The organism is Pseudohalocynthiibacter aestuariivivens (genome assembly GCF_018457175.1).
Lineage (GTDB): Bacteria > Pseudomonadota > Alphaproteobacteria > Rhodobacterales > Rhodobacteraceae > Pseudohalocynthiibacter > Pseudohalocynthiibacter aestuariivivens.
The window spans coordinates 349,245-365,903 of the sequence record NZ_JAGFNU010000002.1; the positions used below are offsets into that span (position 1 = coordinate 349,245).

Sequence of the window (16,659 nt, forward strand, 5' to 3'; positions counted from 1 at the left end):
GCGCGAAATGTCACAACTTTGTCAGGCGGCGCCATTCTTCGAGGGCGGGATTATTTGACGCGACAATAGCCCCTAATTCGAAACTTTGCTCTGAATCGGTTTTGGCGACACCGTTGGTTTGCGTTGCAAGCGTCTGCAATGCGCGGTTGTTTTCGACAACCTGCGGCACGCGGGCCAGAGATTGTGCTATCGAACGCTGAAACTCCTGCCCGACAAACTGATGCCGTGCACCGAAATAGAACGACACAATCGCGCCCAAAAGCCACCATAGCGGTTCTGGCACCAGGCTTAGGCCCTGCATTCGGGAAGCAAACCAAACAGGGTCTGTCATCGACAGGGTGAAGAGGAGCAGTATTCCAAAGGCCATAGCCGGACGTGGCATCCGGTTCACGCCGTCCATAACCCTGTCAAACCGCCCCTTTTCACGATCCGAGAATTCTTTCGCAAGTTGGTCTAATGCGCGCTCTTGCGCTTCGGCATCTCTTTTAGCACCGGCCTCTGCATTTTCGCGAAACACCTCAGCCGTTTCACGAACAACGTTTCGGCCTCCCCCAAAAACCAGCTCTAACAGATTTCCAATCAGTCCCATGCTGCTGTCCTTTCCTGATGTTTCTGTGCCGAAAGGTGGTATTTTGCGGAAATGAATTCTTCGGCCCTGACGATCCATCCCCCTTTTCCACCGTCCCTTCGACGCGCGTATTTGCGGCTTTTCGGGCGCACGTCAGCAAGGCTGTAATAGTAATTTCGCCTGGCGATCCCGTAGGCCTCATTAAGGAAGTTTTGTGCGGACTGTTGCGCTGCATTTGCGGCGCGTGACGTTTCTGAGCCAATAATCCCATCAACCTGTACAGAATGCCCCATTTCGACGAGCAAACGTTGAAGGATTTTAACCGCATTTGCGCCTGCGTTCACATGCATATCAAACACGCTGGCCTGAATTTGCGCAGGTAGGTTATCAATCCCGGGGCGTTTGAAGTAGTGTTCCAGAAAAATATCAACCGCCTGACGGCGACTTAACTGCGCAACGTCAACACTTGTGACCTGCCCATCTCCAGTCAGATCAATGCCAAGTCTGCGCATCGTGTGAAGGGTTACGCCAAATTTGGTCGCGCCACCTGGGTCATCCCGGTCATTCACATAGCCGCCTTCACGGGCGACGATGCTTTCTGCAATTTCTTTGGCGGTTCGCATAGTGCCTCCGTTGCTAAATTCGCATCAGAGGATGTTCAACCTGGGTTAACGAACGCCTTTTTCACAGTTCGCTGCGTTAGACTCCGTTTACTCCGGTTCCTGGTAAACGCCCTGCTCCTTCAGTGCATCAACAACTTCTTTTGGCATATAGGTTTCGTCGTGTTTCGCTAATATTTCAGTGGCTTCAAAGACACCATTCATGTATGTGCCGGTGCCAATCATACCCTGACCTTCCGAGAAAAGATCAGGCAACACACCCTTGTAAACCACGTCAACCGTTGCACCACCGTCGGTCACACGGAACCGGATGACTTCGCCCTGTCCGCGTTCAATCGAACCTTCTTCGACCAAGCCACCTAGGCGAAACACTTCGCTCTCAACCGGAGGCGTTTCGACCACCTGCGAAGGTGATCGGAAAAAATTTATTCCATCTCGCATTGCGTAACCGATCAGGGCAGTCGACAACGCCAGCGCCACGACCGCGACCAAAATAACCTGAATTCTGCGTGTTTTTTTAAGTGATTTCATATCTTTATGGGAAAACCGGGGCCAGCATTAACCCGGCGGTTTCATCCTCTCCAAGCATAAGGTTTGCGTTTTGAAGCGCCTGACCAGATGACCCTTTGGTCAGGTTGTCCAGTGCAGCTATGACAATCGTCCGCCCCGCAATACGGTCACCAACAACGCCGACGTGGCAGAAATTTGAACCCCGTACATGGCGTGTCGACGGATGTTCGCCGAATGGCAGCATTACGATAAAGGGCTCATTCTTATAAGCGTCTGCGAGCGTCTTGTGGATGACCTTCGGATCGCCTTTTACATAGACCGTCGCGACAATTCCCCGATTTGCAGGCAATAGATGTGGCGTAAACTGGACTTTGACAGGCCGTCCGGCCACTGCCGAAAACTCCTGATCAAATTCTGCCAGATGCCGATGCGCCCCACCCACTGCATAAGCATGCGCGCCTTCAGACAACTCGGCATGCAATAGGTTTTCCTTCAGTGACCTTCCCGCACCACTGACACCGGTCTTCAGATCAATAATAATCTCGTCGAGATCTATTATCCCGGCCGCAATCAATGGCCGCAGTGCAAACTGCCCGGTTGCCGCATTGCACCCGGTTCCGGCCACAAGGCGTGCCGCTGAAATGTCATCACGGTAAAACTCGGTCAGCCCGTAAACCGCTTCGCCCTGCAATTCAGGTGCGGAATGGGGTTTACCATACCATTTTTCGTATTCCGCCAGATCGCGCAGCCGAAAATCAGCGGACAGGTCAACAACCTTAATTTTACTTGGCAATTTTTTTATGACGGCCTGGCTCGTTGCATGCGGCAAAGCGCAAAACACGAGATCGACATGCGTAAAATCAATCTCGTCAATTTTGACAAGTTTAGGTAATGACAAGTGCCGTAGATGGGGAAAAACATCTCCCATTTGCATGCCCGCCTTACGATCAGCAGATAGCGCAGTAATTTCCATGCTGGGATGGGTTGCGATTAACCGGATCAGTTCTGCACCGGTGTAACCAGAAGCGCCAAGAATAGCGATTTTATGAGTCATGTCGGACTTTCGTGCGTTTTGTACAAAATGCATTTCTAAATTGCGCATTCTGTAGAGAATTAGGGATAAAAAGGCGGGTCCGCAATCACGCGGGTTGAAACGCGATTTTTCGTCGCAGGAATTGCGTGGCTTTGTTAGAAACACGCGCCGCATCCCCTGTGGTCAGAAAGGCGGACTCCTGCCCTTCCCCAAGCATCTTTGGGTGCCGTGTCAGATAATCTGCAAGGCTTTCCGCGACCAGATTTGCCTGGCTATAAACAGCGACATCCGGCCCCAATGCCTCTTGAAACGCGGCGTCCATAAGCGGGTAATGAGTGCAGCCCAAAATTGCGGCCTCGGGGTTTGGCATTCTGCGTTTCAGCGCCTCTACGTGGCTTCTGACCAGCGCTTCCGCCAAAATTTCATCACCTTCTTCAATGGCATCGACCAGCCCACCGCAGGGCTGTGCTTCGACATCAACACCAATCGCACGAAACGCAAGTTCACGCTGAAACGCACGGCTTGAAACGGTTGCTGGTGTTGCAAACAATGCGACGTGCTTCACCGCGACCTCACGTGGGGGCGAATTGTCACCCCACTGCCGCTCCGTCAGCGCTTCAATTAACGGGACGAAAACGCCCAGTACACGTTTATCTGTGGGGATCCAGCTTTCCTGCATCCGCCGCAACGCCGCCGCAGAGGCCGTATTGCAGGCCAAAACCACAAGGTCACACCCGGCATCCCACAGCCGTTGGACCCCGGCACAGGTCAATTCATAAACATCGTCGGCATCCCGCACCCCATAAGGTGCATGGGCATTATCTCCATAGTAAACAAACGGAACATCTGGCAGCCGTTTTGTCACAGCTTCCATCACGGTCAACCCGCCCAGACCAGAATCAAATATGCCGACCGCCATTTCAGCCTCGTGTTTGCGTCTTTCGGAGTTCAAACTTAATCACTCTGGGTCTGAGCCCGATTTAAGATAGCTCATACGTCGCTTTGCACAGGAAATCCACTGTGCCTTTTCTTCAATTGCATCTGAGGACGTTGGCAAATCAGATTGATCTACTCTGCTGCTTGTTCCATCGGGGCCCCACCTGCCCTGAACATTGCCAAAAGCTCTTCACGTCTTTTCGCAGCCTTCGCTTCATTTGCTACTTTGACCGGCCCAAAACCACGGATATCCAATGGTAGGCGCGCGCGCGCGATGGCAACTTCCAGAGTCTCTGAAGTCACTTTTTCCAGAATTTCTTTTATATCCGCCTCGTACTGGCGGATCAGGGCGCGTTCCATTTTTCTTTCTGCAGCATAACCGAAAGGGTCAAAAGGAGTTCCTCGAAGCCGCTTAAGGCGTGCCAAAACGCCGAAGACCCGCACCATCCAGCCCCCGAATTCGCGTTTTTTTGGCCGCCCGTTCGCACCCTTACCGCCAAATATTGGCGGTGCGAGATGGAACTGCGGTTTGAAATCGCCTTCAAATTCAGTCTTTGCTTTGGCTTCAGTTTCCAGCAGCAGACGCGCGACTTCGTATTCGTCCTTGTAGGCCAGTAATTTGTAATATCCTTCAGCCAAAGCTTCTTTCAGTGCTGGTTCGGACGCTCTTTCAACAAACTTGCGATACCGCCTTGCCAGCTGGGCAGACTGATACGCTATCAAATGATCCGCGCGAAAATTTATCTTTTCGTCCAGTGTTTTTGGAAGTTCAACAATATCGCTTTTGCCCAAGCTTGCCACCTCGTCAGGGGCGTGAGCGGCCCAGCGACCCAGTTCAAAGGCACGTTTATTGCCCTCAACCGCAGTGCCGTTCAACTCGATTGCGTCGAGTATTGCTTCATAGCTAAGTGGCACCAAGCCACGCTGCCACGCGGCACCAAGCATCATCATGTTTGAAAAGATCGAATCCCCCAGCAGGCGTTTTGCAATTTCAGACGCATCAAAGAGGTGCAGGTTTCCCTGCAGGCGCGCCTCCAGTGCAAGTTGCAACTGATCTGTCGGCAAGCGGAATTCTGTGTCTTTCGTGAAATCCCCCGTCATGATTTCGTGGCTGTTGACGACAGCGCCTGTGCGGCCGGTTTTCATCAAACCAAGTGTTTTTGCCCCGGCTGTGGTAACCAGATCGCCGCCAATGACCGCGTCTGCCTCACCGGTCGCAACCCGGATCGCGCTGATGTCTGCCGGGGTGTTGGCAAGCCTGCAATGGATGTGGACTGCCCCGCCTTTTTGCGCCAGACCGGCCATTTCCATCATCCCGGCACCCTTTCCGTCGATATGTGCCGCCATCGCCATGATTGCGCCGATCGTTACAACGCCCGTGCCGCCGACGCCTGTGATCACCACGTTATGTGTTTGCTCAATCTCGGGCAATTTTGGTAACGGCAGACTCGGAATCTCGAATTCTGCTGCTGCCTGTTTGCGCGGTTTGGCTCCCTCAAGCGTCACGAAAGACGGGCAAAACCCGTTTACGCAGGAAAAATCCTTGTTGCAGGACGATTGATCAATCGCCCGCTTACGGCCGAGTTCGGTTTCGACCGGAACAATTGACACGCAGTTTGATTGCACTCCGCAGTCCCCACAGCCTTCGCATACATCTGTGTTGATAAAGACGCGCTTATCCGGATCTGGAAACAGCCCACGTTTTCTGCGGCGGCGTTTTTCAGCAGCACAGGTTTGCACATAAAGGATGACGGATACACCTTTGACTTCGCGTAGCTTTTTCTGAACCTGCATCAACTCTTCGCGCGGGTGAATGCGTATGCCTTTTGGGAATGCCGCAAAATCAACATCCTCTTTCTCGTCATAGACCAATGCGATGTCTTTCGCACCCATTGCCATGACTTCGCGGGCAATTCTTTGCGCAGTCAGCCCACCTTCGTTGGTCTGGCCACCGGTCATTGCAACCGCGTCATTGAACAGGATTTTGTATGTAATGTTCGTGCCTGACGCCAAAGCTGCCCGGATCGCCATAATGCCTGAGTGATTGTAGGTACCGTCGCCCAAATTCTGAAACACATGTTCGCGTTTTGAAAATGGCGCTTCACCAACCCAATTCGCACCCTCGCCCCCCATCTGCGTGAAACCCACGGTGTCACGGTCCATCCATTGCACCATGTAGTGGCAGCCGATACCCGCATATGCACGGCTTCCGTCTGGCAGTTTGGTCGAAGAGTTGTGCGGACAACCTGAACAAAAATACGGCAAGCGCGAGGCGATTTCCTTGGCATTGTCGGCCTTTTTTGCATCGCTCAGCATTTCAAGACCGGCCTTAATTCGATCTGTCCCCCGGCCTTCCTCGACCAGTATTTTTCCGAGGTTTCCAGCGATCATGATCGGATCAAGCGCGAAACGCGTTGGGAACAGTTCCTCTCCCTCTTTGTGCCAGCCATAGACGCGCCGCCCTTGCCGGTCATCAAAGATCGCCTCTTTAACCTGCACTTCAATCAGTTTACGTTTTTCCTCTACCACAACAATCAGGTCGAGCCCCTCGGCCCAATCATGAAAACCGTCCATGTCCAGCGGCCAGACCTGCCCGACCTTGTATGTCGTAATACCCAGTCTTTCGGCCTCATTGGCATCCAGGCCCAGCAGATCAAGCGCATGAACCAGATCAAGCCAGTTTTTACCTGCTGCGACAAAACCTATTTTTGCGCCGGACTTACCCCAGACACGGTGATTTATTTTATTCGCTTTAGCAAAGGCTTCTGCAGCGAACCTCTTGTAATCAATCATCCGGGTTTCCTGGGCAACCGGTGTGTCAGCCAGCCGAATATTCAAACCACCATCGGGTGTTGAAAATTCTGGTATCACAAAATTCATTCTGTTTGGATTTCCATCAATGACGGCGGTCGCCTCGACAGTGTCTTTCATTGTCTTGAGTCCAACCCAAACACCTGCAAACCGGCTAAGCGCCCAGCCATAAAGCCCGTAGTCCAGGATTTCCTGCACTCCCGCAGGGGATACGATTGGCATATAGGCATCAACCATCGCCCAGTCAGACTGGTGCAATGTGGTTGAGCTTTCGCCGGTATGGTCGTCACCCATTGCCATCAGCACACCGCCGTTTGGTGATGTACCGGCCATATTCGCGTGACGCATCACATCGCCGGAACGGTCGACCCCCGGCCCTTTGCCGTACCAAAGCCCAAAAACGCCGTCATATTTGCCTTCGCCACGCAATTCGGCCTGCTGGCTTCCCCAGAGCGCAGTGGCTGCGAGGTCTTCGTTAAGGCCCGGCTCAAACCGAACGTCAGCCGCATCAAGAACCTTTTTGGCCTTGCTCATCTGCTGATCAACTGCTCCTAAAGGGGAGCCACGATATCCGGTGACATAACCAGCAGTCTTTAACCCTGCGGCCGCATCCCGTGCTTTTTGAGTCAAAACCAGACGAACCAATGCCTGTGTCCCATTTAGCAACACGGGCGATTTATTCAGATCAAAGCGGTCCTTAAGACTTACATTTTGGCGACCCATCGCGCACCTCCATCGGATATATTCTAACACGGATAATAGGTCATAATTAGTGACCTACAAAGCGAATTTTGTTTCGATTTTGGTGTTTTGGCGCTAAAAGTCGCAGTTTGAAACTCTGGCCAACATTTTGGCCGATTTTGTATATGGTTCGGAAAGTATGGATTGGGATAAGCTAAGAATATTTCACGCGGTAGCAGACGCAGGCAGCCTAACCCATGCTGGTGAGGCTCTTCATCTGTCTCAATCTGCGGTTAGCCGGCAGATTCGTGCTCTGGAAGAAAGCCTGAACGCTACTCTTTTCCATCGCCACGCCCGTGGGCTGATTCTTACCGAGCAAGGTGAACTCCTGTTTGATGCGACCAATGCCATGAACAAACGGCTTGACGCAGCGGCCGCGCGCATTCGCGACAGCGAAGAAGAAGTGTTTGGCGAGTTGCGTGTCACGACCACCACCGGATTTGGCTTGCTCTGGCTCGCGCCGCGCCTGCCCCATCTTTACAGAAAGTACCCCGAACTCAAAATCGACCTTATGCTTGAGGAAAAGGTGCTCGATCTGCCGATGCGTGAAGCAGACGTTGCGATCCGGATGAAAGAACCAAGTCAGGCTGACCTCGTTCGCAAACGTCTGATGACGGTAAAAATGAAACTCTATGCCTCCAAAGAATATCTGGAGAAAACTGGCGTTCCTGAAAAACTAGAGGATCTGCACGCGCACCGACTGCTTTGTCAAAGCACGACAAGCGCTCAGGTTTCCGCTGGCTCAAGCTTTGTTCAGCGTCTTTTGACTTATGATATTCCATCGCTCTTAACTGTGAATAACTACTTCGGCGTTCTTCAAGGGGTATTGCATCATCTTGGTATCGGCGTTTTGCCGGACTATGTGATTGAAGATTTTCCAGCACTTATTCCAGTACTGCCCGAAATCGAATCAAACGAGATTCCAGTCTATCTGGCCTACCCGGAAGAACTGCGCCAATCACAGCGCATTGCTGCGTTTCGTGACTTTGTTCAGGATGAAATTATCACCTATCGCAAGAACCAACGAAAAATCGCTGAAAACGCCGCTATGCAATAGGCGCATAGCGGCATTGCTGCTGTGCGGCATTTTTTCCCTTGAAAGAAACACACTCCGCCCATAAATCAAGCATCGAAGTCGGTGATTGAGCATTCTCTCATCACTTCAACCTCCCTGTTGGACTTCGGCCGAGCTTTTAGCTCGGCCTTTTTTTTCGCCCTTACAAAACCCCTGTGCTTCTTTGGCTCTTTCCCCGTCAGGCGCATTCCCTTATGAGATGCGCCATCCAATGCCGTTAGGGGACAACCTTTTCATGCAAGAGCCAGCCATCACCAAAGACCTGATCGCCGCACATGGTCTGAAACCGGATGAATACGAGCGGCTTCTAAAAACAATCGGACGAGAACCAAGTTTTACAGAACTTGGTATTTTCTCTGCCATGTGGAACGAGCACTGTTCCTACAAGTCATCAAAGAAATGGCTGCGCACCCTGCCTACGACTGGCCCACAAGTTATTTGCGGTCCTGGCGAAAATGCCGGAATTGTTGATATTGGTGACGGGCAATGCGTGGTGTTCAAAATGGAAAGCCACAACCACCCTTCATATATTGAGCCCTACCAGGGGGCTGCTACCGGAGTTGGCGGCATTCTGCGTGATGTCTTTACCATGGGCGCAAGACCAATCGCGGCAATGAATTCCCTTTCATTCGGAGAATTATCGCATCCGAAAACACGGCAACTGGTGAATGGTGTTGTTGCGGGCATCGGTGGATACGGTAACTGTTTTGGCGTTCCCACGGTTGGGGGTGAAGTGCGTTTTGATGCCGCTTACAATGGCAACTGTCTGGTCAACGCCTTTGCTGCAGGCCTCGCTGATACGGATAAGATTTTTTACTCTGCTGCGTCCGGCGTTGGAATGCCGGTTGTTTATCTTGGAGCTAAAACCGGGCGTGATGGCGTTGGTGGCGCCACAATGGCCTCTGCCGAATTTGATGACACGATTGAGGAAAAGCGCCCAACCGTTCAGGTGGGAGACCCGTTCACCGAAAAACGCCTGATGGAAGCAACACTGGAACTTATGGCGACGGGAGCCGTGATTTCCATTCAGGACATGGGCGCAGCTGGTCTTACGTGTTCCGCCGTGGAAATGGGTGACAAAGGCAATCTTGGCGTTCGGCTTGATCTGGAAAAAGTACCAACGCGCGAGCCAAACATGACCGCCTATGAGATGATGTTGTCAGAATCTCAGGAACGGATGCTGATGGTTCTGAAGCCAGAACTTGAGGCCGAAGCAAAAGCCGTGTTCGACAAATGGGACCTTGATTTTGCGATTGTCGGCGAAACTATCGCCGAAGACCGGTTTGTCGTGATGCTGAACAACGAAGTCAAAGCAGACCTGCCGCTTAAGGCCCTGTCCGGAACAGCGCCCGAATATGACCGCCCATGGGTCGAAACGCCGCGCGCAGCCCCGCTGGACGATGTGCCCGAGATTGACCCGATTGACGGGCTTCGCGCGCTGCTCGCTTCGCCAAACTATGCCGCGAAAAACTGGGTGTTTGAACAGTATGACACAATGGTCATGGCCGACACGATAAAATTGCCGGGGCTTGGCGCAGGTGTAATCCGTGTTCACGGAACCCGCAAAGCGTTGGCTTTCACCTCTGACGTGACGCCACGCTATGTTATGGCCAATCCGACGGAAGGCGGCAAACAAGCCGTGGCCGAAGCCTACCGTAACCTGACAGCGGTTGGCGCAAAGCCTTTGGCGACGACGGACAACATGAACTTTGGTAATCCGGAAAAACCGGAAATCATGGGCCAGTTCGTGGGCGCGATTAAAGGTATTGGTGAAGCAGTCAGCGCACTTGATATGCCGATCGTATCCGGAAACGTCAGCCTCTACAACGAAACGGATGGAACTGGCATCTTGCCGACACCAACGATCGGTGCCGTGGGCCTGATTGATGATATTGATCACATCATCGCAGGCGAAGCGCGGGAAGGTCACGTTGCGCTGCTTGTTGGCAAAACCAAAGGCCACCTTGGACAATCCGCACTGCTTGCCGAGGTCTTCCACCGCAAAGACGGAGACGCACCGCACGTTGATCTGGATGCCGAGAAACGTAACGGTGATTTCATCCGCGACAATCGCCATTACATCAAAGCTTGCACTGACCTTTCCGATGGCGGCCTGATTGTTGCAGCCTTTGAAATAGCCGAGACGGCAGGCGTTGGTGTTTCTCTGGATGCTGCTGATACGGCAAAGTTGTTTGGTGAAGATCAGGCGCGCTATCTGGTTGCCTGCAACTTTGATCAGGCCGAAGCATTGATCACCGAAGCAGGAAAAACAGGCGTACACGTAGAGGCCGTTGGCCGGTTTGGTGGCCACAATGTCTCTATTGACGGCACCTCTGCGCCGCTTTCAGAATTGTCAGGAATTTATCGGTCTGCTTTCGCAAGCGCAGTCGCCTGACCTTGCAAGGGCGCGATTGCATCTCTACATCTTGAGGCAGAACACAAAGGACACGACACATGGCCATGCAAGCTCAGGAAATCGAAGACCTGATACGCGTTAGCTTTCCAGACGCCAAGATCACAATCACTGATCTTGCCGGCGACGGGAATCACTATGCCGCCGAGGTTATCGACGAAAGCTTCCGTGGCCAAAACCGCGTGCAGCAGCAACGCGCTGTCTATGCAGCGCTGAAGGGTAAAATGGATGGGGCGAATGGCGAGTTGCATGCACTTGCGCTGACGACGAAAGCGCCAGAGTGAGTACCTTTTGGATCATATTCCTTGGACTTGGAGCAGCCGTAGTTGCGACGTTTATCTACGCACTCACACGACCTAAATCAGGATTGGCGCGGCGCGGAACAAAGTCCGGTCAAGGTGATATTATCGCAGAAGGCGGGGGTTCTGCTACCTTCGAAGGTGGACAACAACACATCACACATGTGACCCGCGATCCGCAAAAATACGCAGAGGCGTTTGCTCCTAAGACACCAAGGACTAAGAAATGAGTTGGGGTTGGTTCTTTATTGTTCTGATCCTGATGGTTGCAGCGGCAGCGCTCTACGAAATCTGGGCAAAACGGGGAATCTACCGCCCCCTGTCCCGCCACCACGTAGACACACCGCCTGCTAGCAAACGACTTGGAACAGGATCTGTTGATCTGAGCATTGCAGAACCTATCTCGAAAGATGATGACACGCACAAAAACCCAAAAAACCGCCGTAATCGCAATTAGGGCGCGACTTACACACCAAACACCCCGACGACATCGGAGAAGAACATGACAGACACAAACACGCAAATCAAAGAAACCGTTACAGATAACGAAGTTGTCCTTTTCATGAAGGGCACAAAATCAATGCCGCAATGCGGGTTCTCAAGCCGCGTTGCGGGCGTTCTGAATTTCATGGGTGTTGAGTTTGCCGATGTGAATGTTCTGGCAGACGAAGCGCTCCGCCAGGGTATCAAGGATTATTCTGACTGGCCGACCGTTCCGCAGCTCTATGTTAAGGGCGAATTCGTCGGCGGTTGCGACATCGTGACAGAAATGACCCTGTCGGGCGAATTGGACGCGCTTTTCGCTAAAGAAGGTATCACCTTCAACAAGGAAGCGGCAGAAAAGATCCGCGAAGCCAACGCCTGATTGCGCAAAAATCTGAAAAGAACAAAGCCCGCCTTCCCGGCGGGCTTTTCTATTGGATCATTCCCGCTTTGTCGCAGGCAACGCGTTCAGAGCAATCAACGGAAGATCAGCCAACTCTTTCCTCTGCCTGTTCAGCAAGCGCTTCTGCACGCGCAGCAATTTCTGCGAGCGTATCCACTACGTTGGGCGGAATAACCGCAACCTCTACTCGTTCGGGTTCTGGTTCAGGTCTATTGCGCAGTTCCTCAAGCAAGATATCCTGGGTTTCCAGTTTTTCTTTCAGGCTTCTGAGCTGTTCTTCAACACCTGCTGTTTTGTCAGCGAGCATAAGCCCCGCCATCAATAGCATACGGGATTCTGGCAACCGGCCAATCTGATCGGTCAAAACCGATGCTTCAGTATCCAAAAGCTTGGCTGCCGATTGAAGGAAATGCTCTTCGCCTTCCTGACAGGCCACCTCAAAATTACGACCCCCAATGGAAACATTTACATCTGGCATTACGCGTCCTCCCCGACAAAGGGTTTCAACTCGTTCAGAACTGCATCCATTTCTGCGCGGTCGCTGCTTTGTGTCGCGCGCAGCGCCTCAAGCTCGGCCATCATAGCTTTGTTGATGAGATGCGAATCCCCGACACCTTCCTGATTTGCGTCACGAAGCTTTTGGTTTGACTCACGCATCTGGGCGTTTGCCTGCTTCATTTGCTGCAAACCGGTGGTTTGGGCGGCGAGCTCTTCTGTTAACTGACTGTTGCTCGTCTCAAGCTCTGCAATCTTGGCTTCCAGCTTTTCATGTACTGTACGCAACCGTTCCTGCAATTGGGCATTCGCTGTTTTTTCAGCCTCAAGCTCTTCACTCAGACGTGCCACTTCTTCGGTGTCATCTGTCGTGCCAGGCTCTGACTGGTCAATCGCCTCAACGCTTTGTCCGATCCTGTCCAGCGCCGCAGTGATACGGCGTTCGAGATCTGCTATGTCGCTCATACTGCCAATCCCCTTTTTATTCTTTGTGCCGTTTGTACGAAACGGATGCAACCGGGATGGCTCCCGAATCGCACATGCGGCCTGTCTGATTAGATTTTAGCCAAGGAAGTTGTGAATTTCGCCCCTAAATCACCCTTAGCCGTAGTTGCCTAGCTTGAACTTCGTGGGAACACTGCTAAGAAACGAGCGCAATCTCGCTCTAGCCAAAGGATAGCGCACCGTGGATATCTCCGCCCTTCGCGACAAACACCCTTCTCATTGGATGAAAGCTGCCGCAATCCGCGCGCTGACATTGGACGCCATTGCCGCCGCCAACTCGGGCCATTCAGGAATGCCGATGGGCATGGCCGACGTGGCCACTGTTCTGTTTGAAAAGCATCTGAAGTTCGACGCATCCGCGCCAAACTGGCCCGACCGTGACAGGTTCATCCTGTCAGCAGGGCATGGTTCGATGCTGCTCTATTCGCTGCTGCATCTGACCGGCTATTCCGACATGACGCTGGAAGAAATCAAAAACTTCCGCCAATGGGGCGCACGCACTGCTGGCCACCCGGAATACGGCCACGCATCAGGTATTGAGACCACAACTGGCCCGTTAGGCCAAGGCATAACCAACGCCGTTGGATTCGCTATGGCAGAAGAAATCCAGCGCGCGCGTTTCGGCAAGAAAATCGTAGACCACCATACTTATGTCATCGTTGGCGACGGTTGTCTGATGGAAGGTGTGAGCCAGGAAGCGATCGGCCTAGCTGGACGACACGAACTTTCTAAGCTGATTGTGCTTTGGGACAATAACAACATCACCATCGACGGCACCGTGGACATCGCGGACCGTACAAATCAGCTGAAACGCTTCGCCGCGTCTGGCTGGTCTATCCATGAGTGTGACGGCCATGATCCTGATGCGATTGACCGCGCCCTGACCGACGCAAAGAAAACTGGCAAACCTGCCCTGGTTGCCTGCAAGACCCATATCGCACTTGGGTCCGCCGCACAGGACACATCAAAAGGGCACGGCGCACTGACCGACCCAAAAGTTGTCGCTGACGCTAAAGCCGCCTATGGCTGGACCGCTGGTACATTTGAAGTCCCCGCAGATATCAAATCTCAGTGGGAAACCATCGGCAGCCGCGGCGGTGCAGCACGCGCTGAATGGGAGGCGCGTTTCGCCTCTGTTTCGCAAAATAAGCAAAATGAATTCAACCGCGCCTACGCGCTGGATGTGCCGAACAAACTGTCAGCGGCGATCAAAGCGCTCAAAAAGAAGATTTCTGAAGAACAGCCAAAGGTCGCTACGCGGAAATCTAGTGAACTGGCCCTGGGCGTGATCAACCCAATCATGGGCGAAACTGTTGGCGGATCGGCCGACCTGACCGGGTCCAACAACACGAAAACCGCCGATCTTGGGGTTTTCCTTCCTGAAAATCGTGCAGGTCGTTATCTGCACTGGGGAATCCGTGAACATGGGATGGCCTCGGCAATGAACGGGATGGTGCTGCACGGTGGTATCCGCGCCTACGGCGGCACCTTCATGTGCTTTACAGACTACGCCCGCCCGGCAATGCGTCTGGCTGCGCTGATGAAAATTCCAACCGTTTTTGTTATGACCCACGATTCTATCGGTCTTGGCGAAGACGGACCAACCCACCAGCCGGTTGAACATCTGGCAATTTCACGCGCGACACCGAACACCTATGTATTCCGCCCTGCTGACACCATAGAAACAGCAGAAGCATGGGAAGTCGCAATCAGCACAAAAACAACGCCGTCTGTCCTTGCTCTGTCTCGCCAGAACCTGCCAACCGTTCGGACAGAGCATAAAACCAAGAACCTGACCTCTCAGGGCGCTTATGTTCTTGCTGATGCCGAGGGTAAGCGTCAGGCGATCATCATGGCGACCGGCTCTGAGGTGGAAATCGCGTTGAACGCGCGTGACCTGCTACAAGCCGAAGGTATTGGCACCCGCGTCGTCTCTATGCCCTGCATGGAGCTGTTTGAGGCGCAGGAAGAACGCTATCGCAAACGCGTGCTTCCCGGTGGTCCCGTACGTGTTGCTGTCGAAGCGGGTGTCCAAATGGGCTGGGACAAGTGGCTGACAGGAGAACGCGGTAAAAACAACAAAGCCGGATTCGTAGGTATGGACAGTTTCGGCGCTTCCGCCCCTGCAGAGGTGCTGTACGAAAAATTCGGCATCACAGCAGAAGCCGTGGCCGAAAAAGTTAAGTCACTTCTCTGACGTTAATCAGTTCAATCGACAGTACGGCACGCGCCAAAATCGCGTGCCGTACTTGTTTCTAGCGAAGTGAGTCGTTCCGGGGCTGGCGCACTGTTATTTCAGAAACATTCCTTTTTCTCGTCGCGTTTTGGTTCCATTCCATCCGAAGCGGTATCGCTAACAGGAGACCCATCCGCATAGGTTTGCGCTAACAGTCTGTTACACAACGGATTTTCCCTTGGCGCGCCTCTTTCGCGCGTCTATATCAGACGCAACTTCTGGCCCGCGCACCAATGTTTTGCGCGACTGAATAAGGAGAGCGTGCTTTGACTGTCACCGTAGGTATCAATGGATTTGGCCGGATTGGCCGTTCAACCCTGGCTCATATTGCCGAAAGCGCGCGCAACGATGTTCAGGTTGTCAAAGTGAATGCCACCGGCCCGCTTGAAACTGCGGCGCACCTGATGCGCTACGACTCTGTACATGGGCGCTTTCCAAACGAGATTAAAACCGACGAAGGCATGCTTGATGTTGGGCGTGGCCCAATCAAGATGTTTTCCACCTATGATCTGAACGAGCTTGACTGGACGGGTGTCGATGTTGTGCTGGAATGCACAGGCAACTTTAACGATGGTAAAAAATCGGCCGCACATATCGAGCGCGGCGCCAAGAAAGTCCTGATCTCGGCCCCTGCTAAAAATGTCGATAAAACCGTTGTCTTTGGCGTAAACCACCGTGATCTGCTTGCCGAACACACCATAGTTTCAAATGGATCCTGCACAACGAACTGTCTCGCACCATTGGCTAAGGTACTGCATGAAGCGATCGGTATCGAACGCGGTATCATGACCACAATCCACAGCTATACCGGTGATCAACCCACGCTGGACCGACGCCACAAAGACCTTTATCGCGCACGCGCTGCTGCGATGGCAATAATTCCGACATCAACTGGTGCAGCCGCTGCACTTGGCGAGGTCCTGCCAGCCCTGAAAGGTAAGCTTGACGGGACAGCAATGCGGGTGCCGACACCGAATGTATCCGCCGTTGATCTGACCTTTGAGGCAAGCAAAGACGTCACCGTTGACGATGTGAACGAAGTCATGCGTGAAGCTGCGGAGGGTCATATGCGATCTGTCCTGTCATATGATCCGGAACCCAAGGTCTCTATTGACTTCAACCACACTCCCCATTCCTGTATCTTCGCACCGGAACAAACCAAAGTGATCGGTGGGCGCACCGTTCGTGTTTTGGCTTGGTACGATAATGAATGGGGCTTTTCTGTCCGCATGGCAGACGTAGCAGCGGCAATGGGGCGCCTCTAAAAAGAGGAGACGGGGGCAATATCTGTCTCCAAAAATGCCTATGACTAATTCTATAGCCTTGGTTTTGGGTTTCCTGATAATCGCGCTTTTTGTCGTTGATTACTTTTTCCTCCATTGGGGCATCCCGCTTTTTGTCGGCAAAAAATTCGCTGAACTTTCTGAATTTGTAGCATTCTGGCGATAAGCCGCTCATTTTGCGGTTGACCTTCTGAATTAAATACACATGTTAGCGATAACATTTTCAGGTAGCGCACGGAACTGCGATGC

16 protein-coding genes are annotated in these 16,659 nt (G+C 52.7%); 8 read left to right on the forward strand and 8 right to left on the reverse strand.

Annotated features, from left to right (window positions below; all coding sequences use genetic code 11):
- Positions 1-10 precede the first annotated feature (10 nt).
- From J4E70_RS05625 to J4E70_RS05650, 6 genes are all read right to left on the reverse strand, one after another.
- On the reverse strand, positions 11-589 hold the full coding sequence (locus tag J4E70_RS05625; RefSeq protein WP_213888100.1) for a holin family protein: 579 nt from the start codon (positions 587-589) through the stop codon (positions 11-13).
- Positions 580-1,191, reverse strand: a complete 612-nt coding sequence (locus J4E70_RS05630) for a holin-associated N-acetylmuramidase (RefSeq protein ID WP_213888101.1) — start codon at positions 1,189-1,191, stop codon at positions 580-582. The genes J4E70_RS05625 and J4E70_RS05630 overlap by 10 nt, the downstream gene beginning before the upstream one ends.
- A gap of 87 nt (positions 1,192-1,278) precedes the next feature.
- On the reverse strand, positions 1,279-1,719 hold the full coding sequence (gene ccmE / locus J4E70_RS05635; protein ID WP_213888102.1) for a cytochrome c maturation protein CcmE: 441 nt from the start codon (positions 1,717-1,719) through the stop codon (positions 1,279-1,281).
- A gap of 4 nt (positions 1,720-1,723) precedes the next feature.
- Positions 1,724-2,752, reverse strand: a complete 1,029-nt coding sequence (gene argC, locus J4E70_RS05640; protein ID WP_213888103.1) for an N-acetyl-gamma-glutamyl-phosphate reductase — start codon at positions 2,750-2,752, stop codon at positions 1,724-1,726.
- 85 nt (positions 2,753-2,837) lie between these two features.
- On the reverse strand, positions 2,838-3,650 hold the full coding sequence (locus J4E70_RS05645) for a glutamate racemase (protein WP_213888104.1): 813 nt from the start codon (positions 3,648-3,650) through the stop codon (positions 2,838-2,840).
- Positions 3,651-3,799: 149 nt separating this feature from the next.
- Entirely contained in the window at positions 3,800-7,201 is a 3,402-nt protein-coding gene (locus J4E70_RS05650) for an indolepyruvate ferredoxin oxidoreductase family protein (RefSeq protein WP_213888105.1), read from the reverse strand.
- A 157-nt stretch (positions 7,202-7,358) separates the two neighbouring features.
- Between J4E70_RS05650 and J4E70_RS05655 the strand changes: the two genes are divergently transcribed.
- The 6 genes from J4E70_RS05655 to grxD all read left to right on the forward strand — a co-directional run bounded on the left by J4E70_RS05655 (position 7,359) and on the right by grxD (position 11,871).
- On the forward strand, positions 7,359-8,276 hold the full coding sequence (locus J4E70_RS05655) for a LysR family transcriptional regulator (RefSeq protein WP_213888106.1): 918 nt from the start codon (positions 7,359-7,361) through the stop codon (positions 8,274-8,276).
- Positions 8,277-8,529: 253 nt separating this feature from the next.
- Positions 8,530-10,689: a phosphoribosylformylglycinamidine synthase subunit PurL gene (gene purL / locus J4E70_RS05660; protein ID WP_213888107.1), complete on the forward strand. Its 2,160-nt coding sequence runs from the start codon at positions 8,530-8,532 to the stop codon at positions 10,687-10,689.
- A 59-nt stretch (positions 10,690-10,748) separates the two neighbouring features.
- Positions 10,749-10,991, forward strand: coding sequence for a BolA/IbaG family iron-sulfur metabolism protein (locus J4E70_RS05665; protein WP_213888108.1), 243 nt, complete (start codon positions 10,749-10,751; stop codon positions 10,989-10,991).
- Complete coding sequence (locus tag J4E70_RS05670) at positions 10,988-11,236, forward strand: hypothetical protein (RefSeq protein WP_213888109.1); 249 nt, start codon at positions 10,988-10,990, stop codon at positions 11,234-11,236. The genes J4E70_RS05665 and J4E70_RS05670 overlap by 4 nt, the downstream gene beginning before the upstream one ends.
- On the forward strand, positions 11,233-11,463 hold the full coding sequence (locus J4E70_RS05675; protein ID WP_213888110.1) for a hypothetical protein: 231 nt from the start codon (positions 11,233-11,235) through the stop codon (positions 11,461-11,463). Before J4E70_RS05670 ends, J4E70_RS05675 begins: the two co-directional genes overlap by 4 nt.
- 45 nt (positions 11,464-11,508) lie before the next feature.
- Positions 11,509-11,871, forward strand: coding sequence for a Grx4 family monothiol glutaredoxin (gene grxD, locus J4E70_RS05680; protein ID WP_213888111.1), 363 nt, complete (start codon positions 11,509-11,511; stop codon positions 11,869-11,871).
- 106 nt (positions 11,872-11,977) lie between these two features.
- Here grxD and J4E70_RS05685 read toward each other — a convergent pair whose 3' ends face one another.
- Entirely contained in the window at positions 11,978-12,370 is a 393-nt protein-coding gene (locus J4E70_RS05685) for a cell division protein ZapA (RefSeq protein ID WP_213888112.1), read from the reverse strand.
- Positions 12,370-12,852: a hypothetical protein gene (locus J4E70_RS05690; protein ID WP_213888113.1), complete on the reverse strand. Its 483-nt coding sequence runs from the start codon at positions 12,850-12,852 to the stop codon at positions 12,370-12,372. Before J4E70_RS05690 ends, J4E70_RS05685 begins: the two co-directional genes overlap by 1 nt.
- 220 nt (positions 12,853-13,072) lie before the next feature.
- On the opposite strand from J4E70_RS05690, the gene tkt reads away from it, so the two are divergent.
- Positions 13,073-15,088 carry a transketolase gene (tkt, locus tag J4E70_RS05695; protein WP_213888114.1) on the forward strand — a complete coding sequence of 672 codons (2,016 nt, stop codon included), beginning with the start codon at positions 13,073-13,075 and terminating at the stop codon, positions 15,086-15,088.
- A 305-nt stretch (positions 15,089-15,393) separates the two neighbouring features.
- A complete protein-coding gene (gene gap / locus J4E70_RS05700) occupies positions 15,394-16,392 on the forward strand; it encodes a type I glyceraldehyde-3-phosphate dehydrogenase (protein WP_213888115.1) in 999 nt (332 codons plus the stop codon).
- Positions 16,393-16,659: the final 267 nt, after the last annotated feature.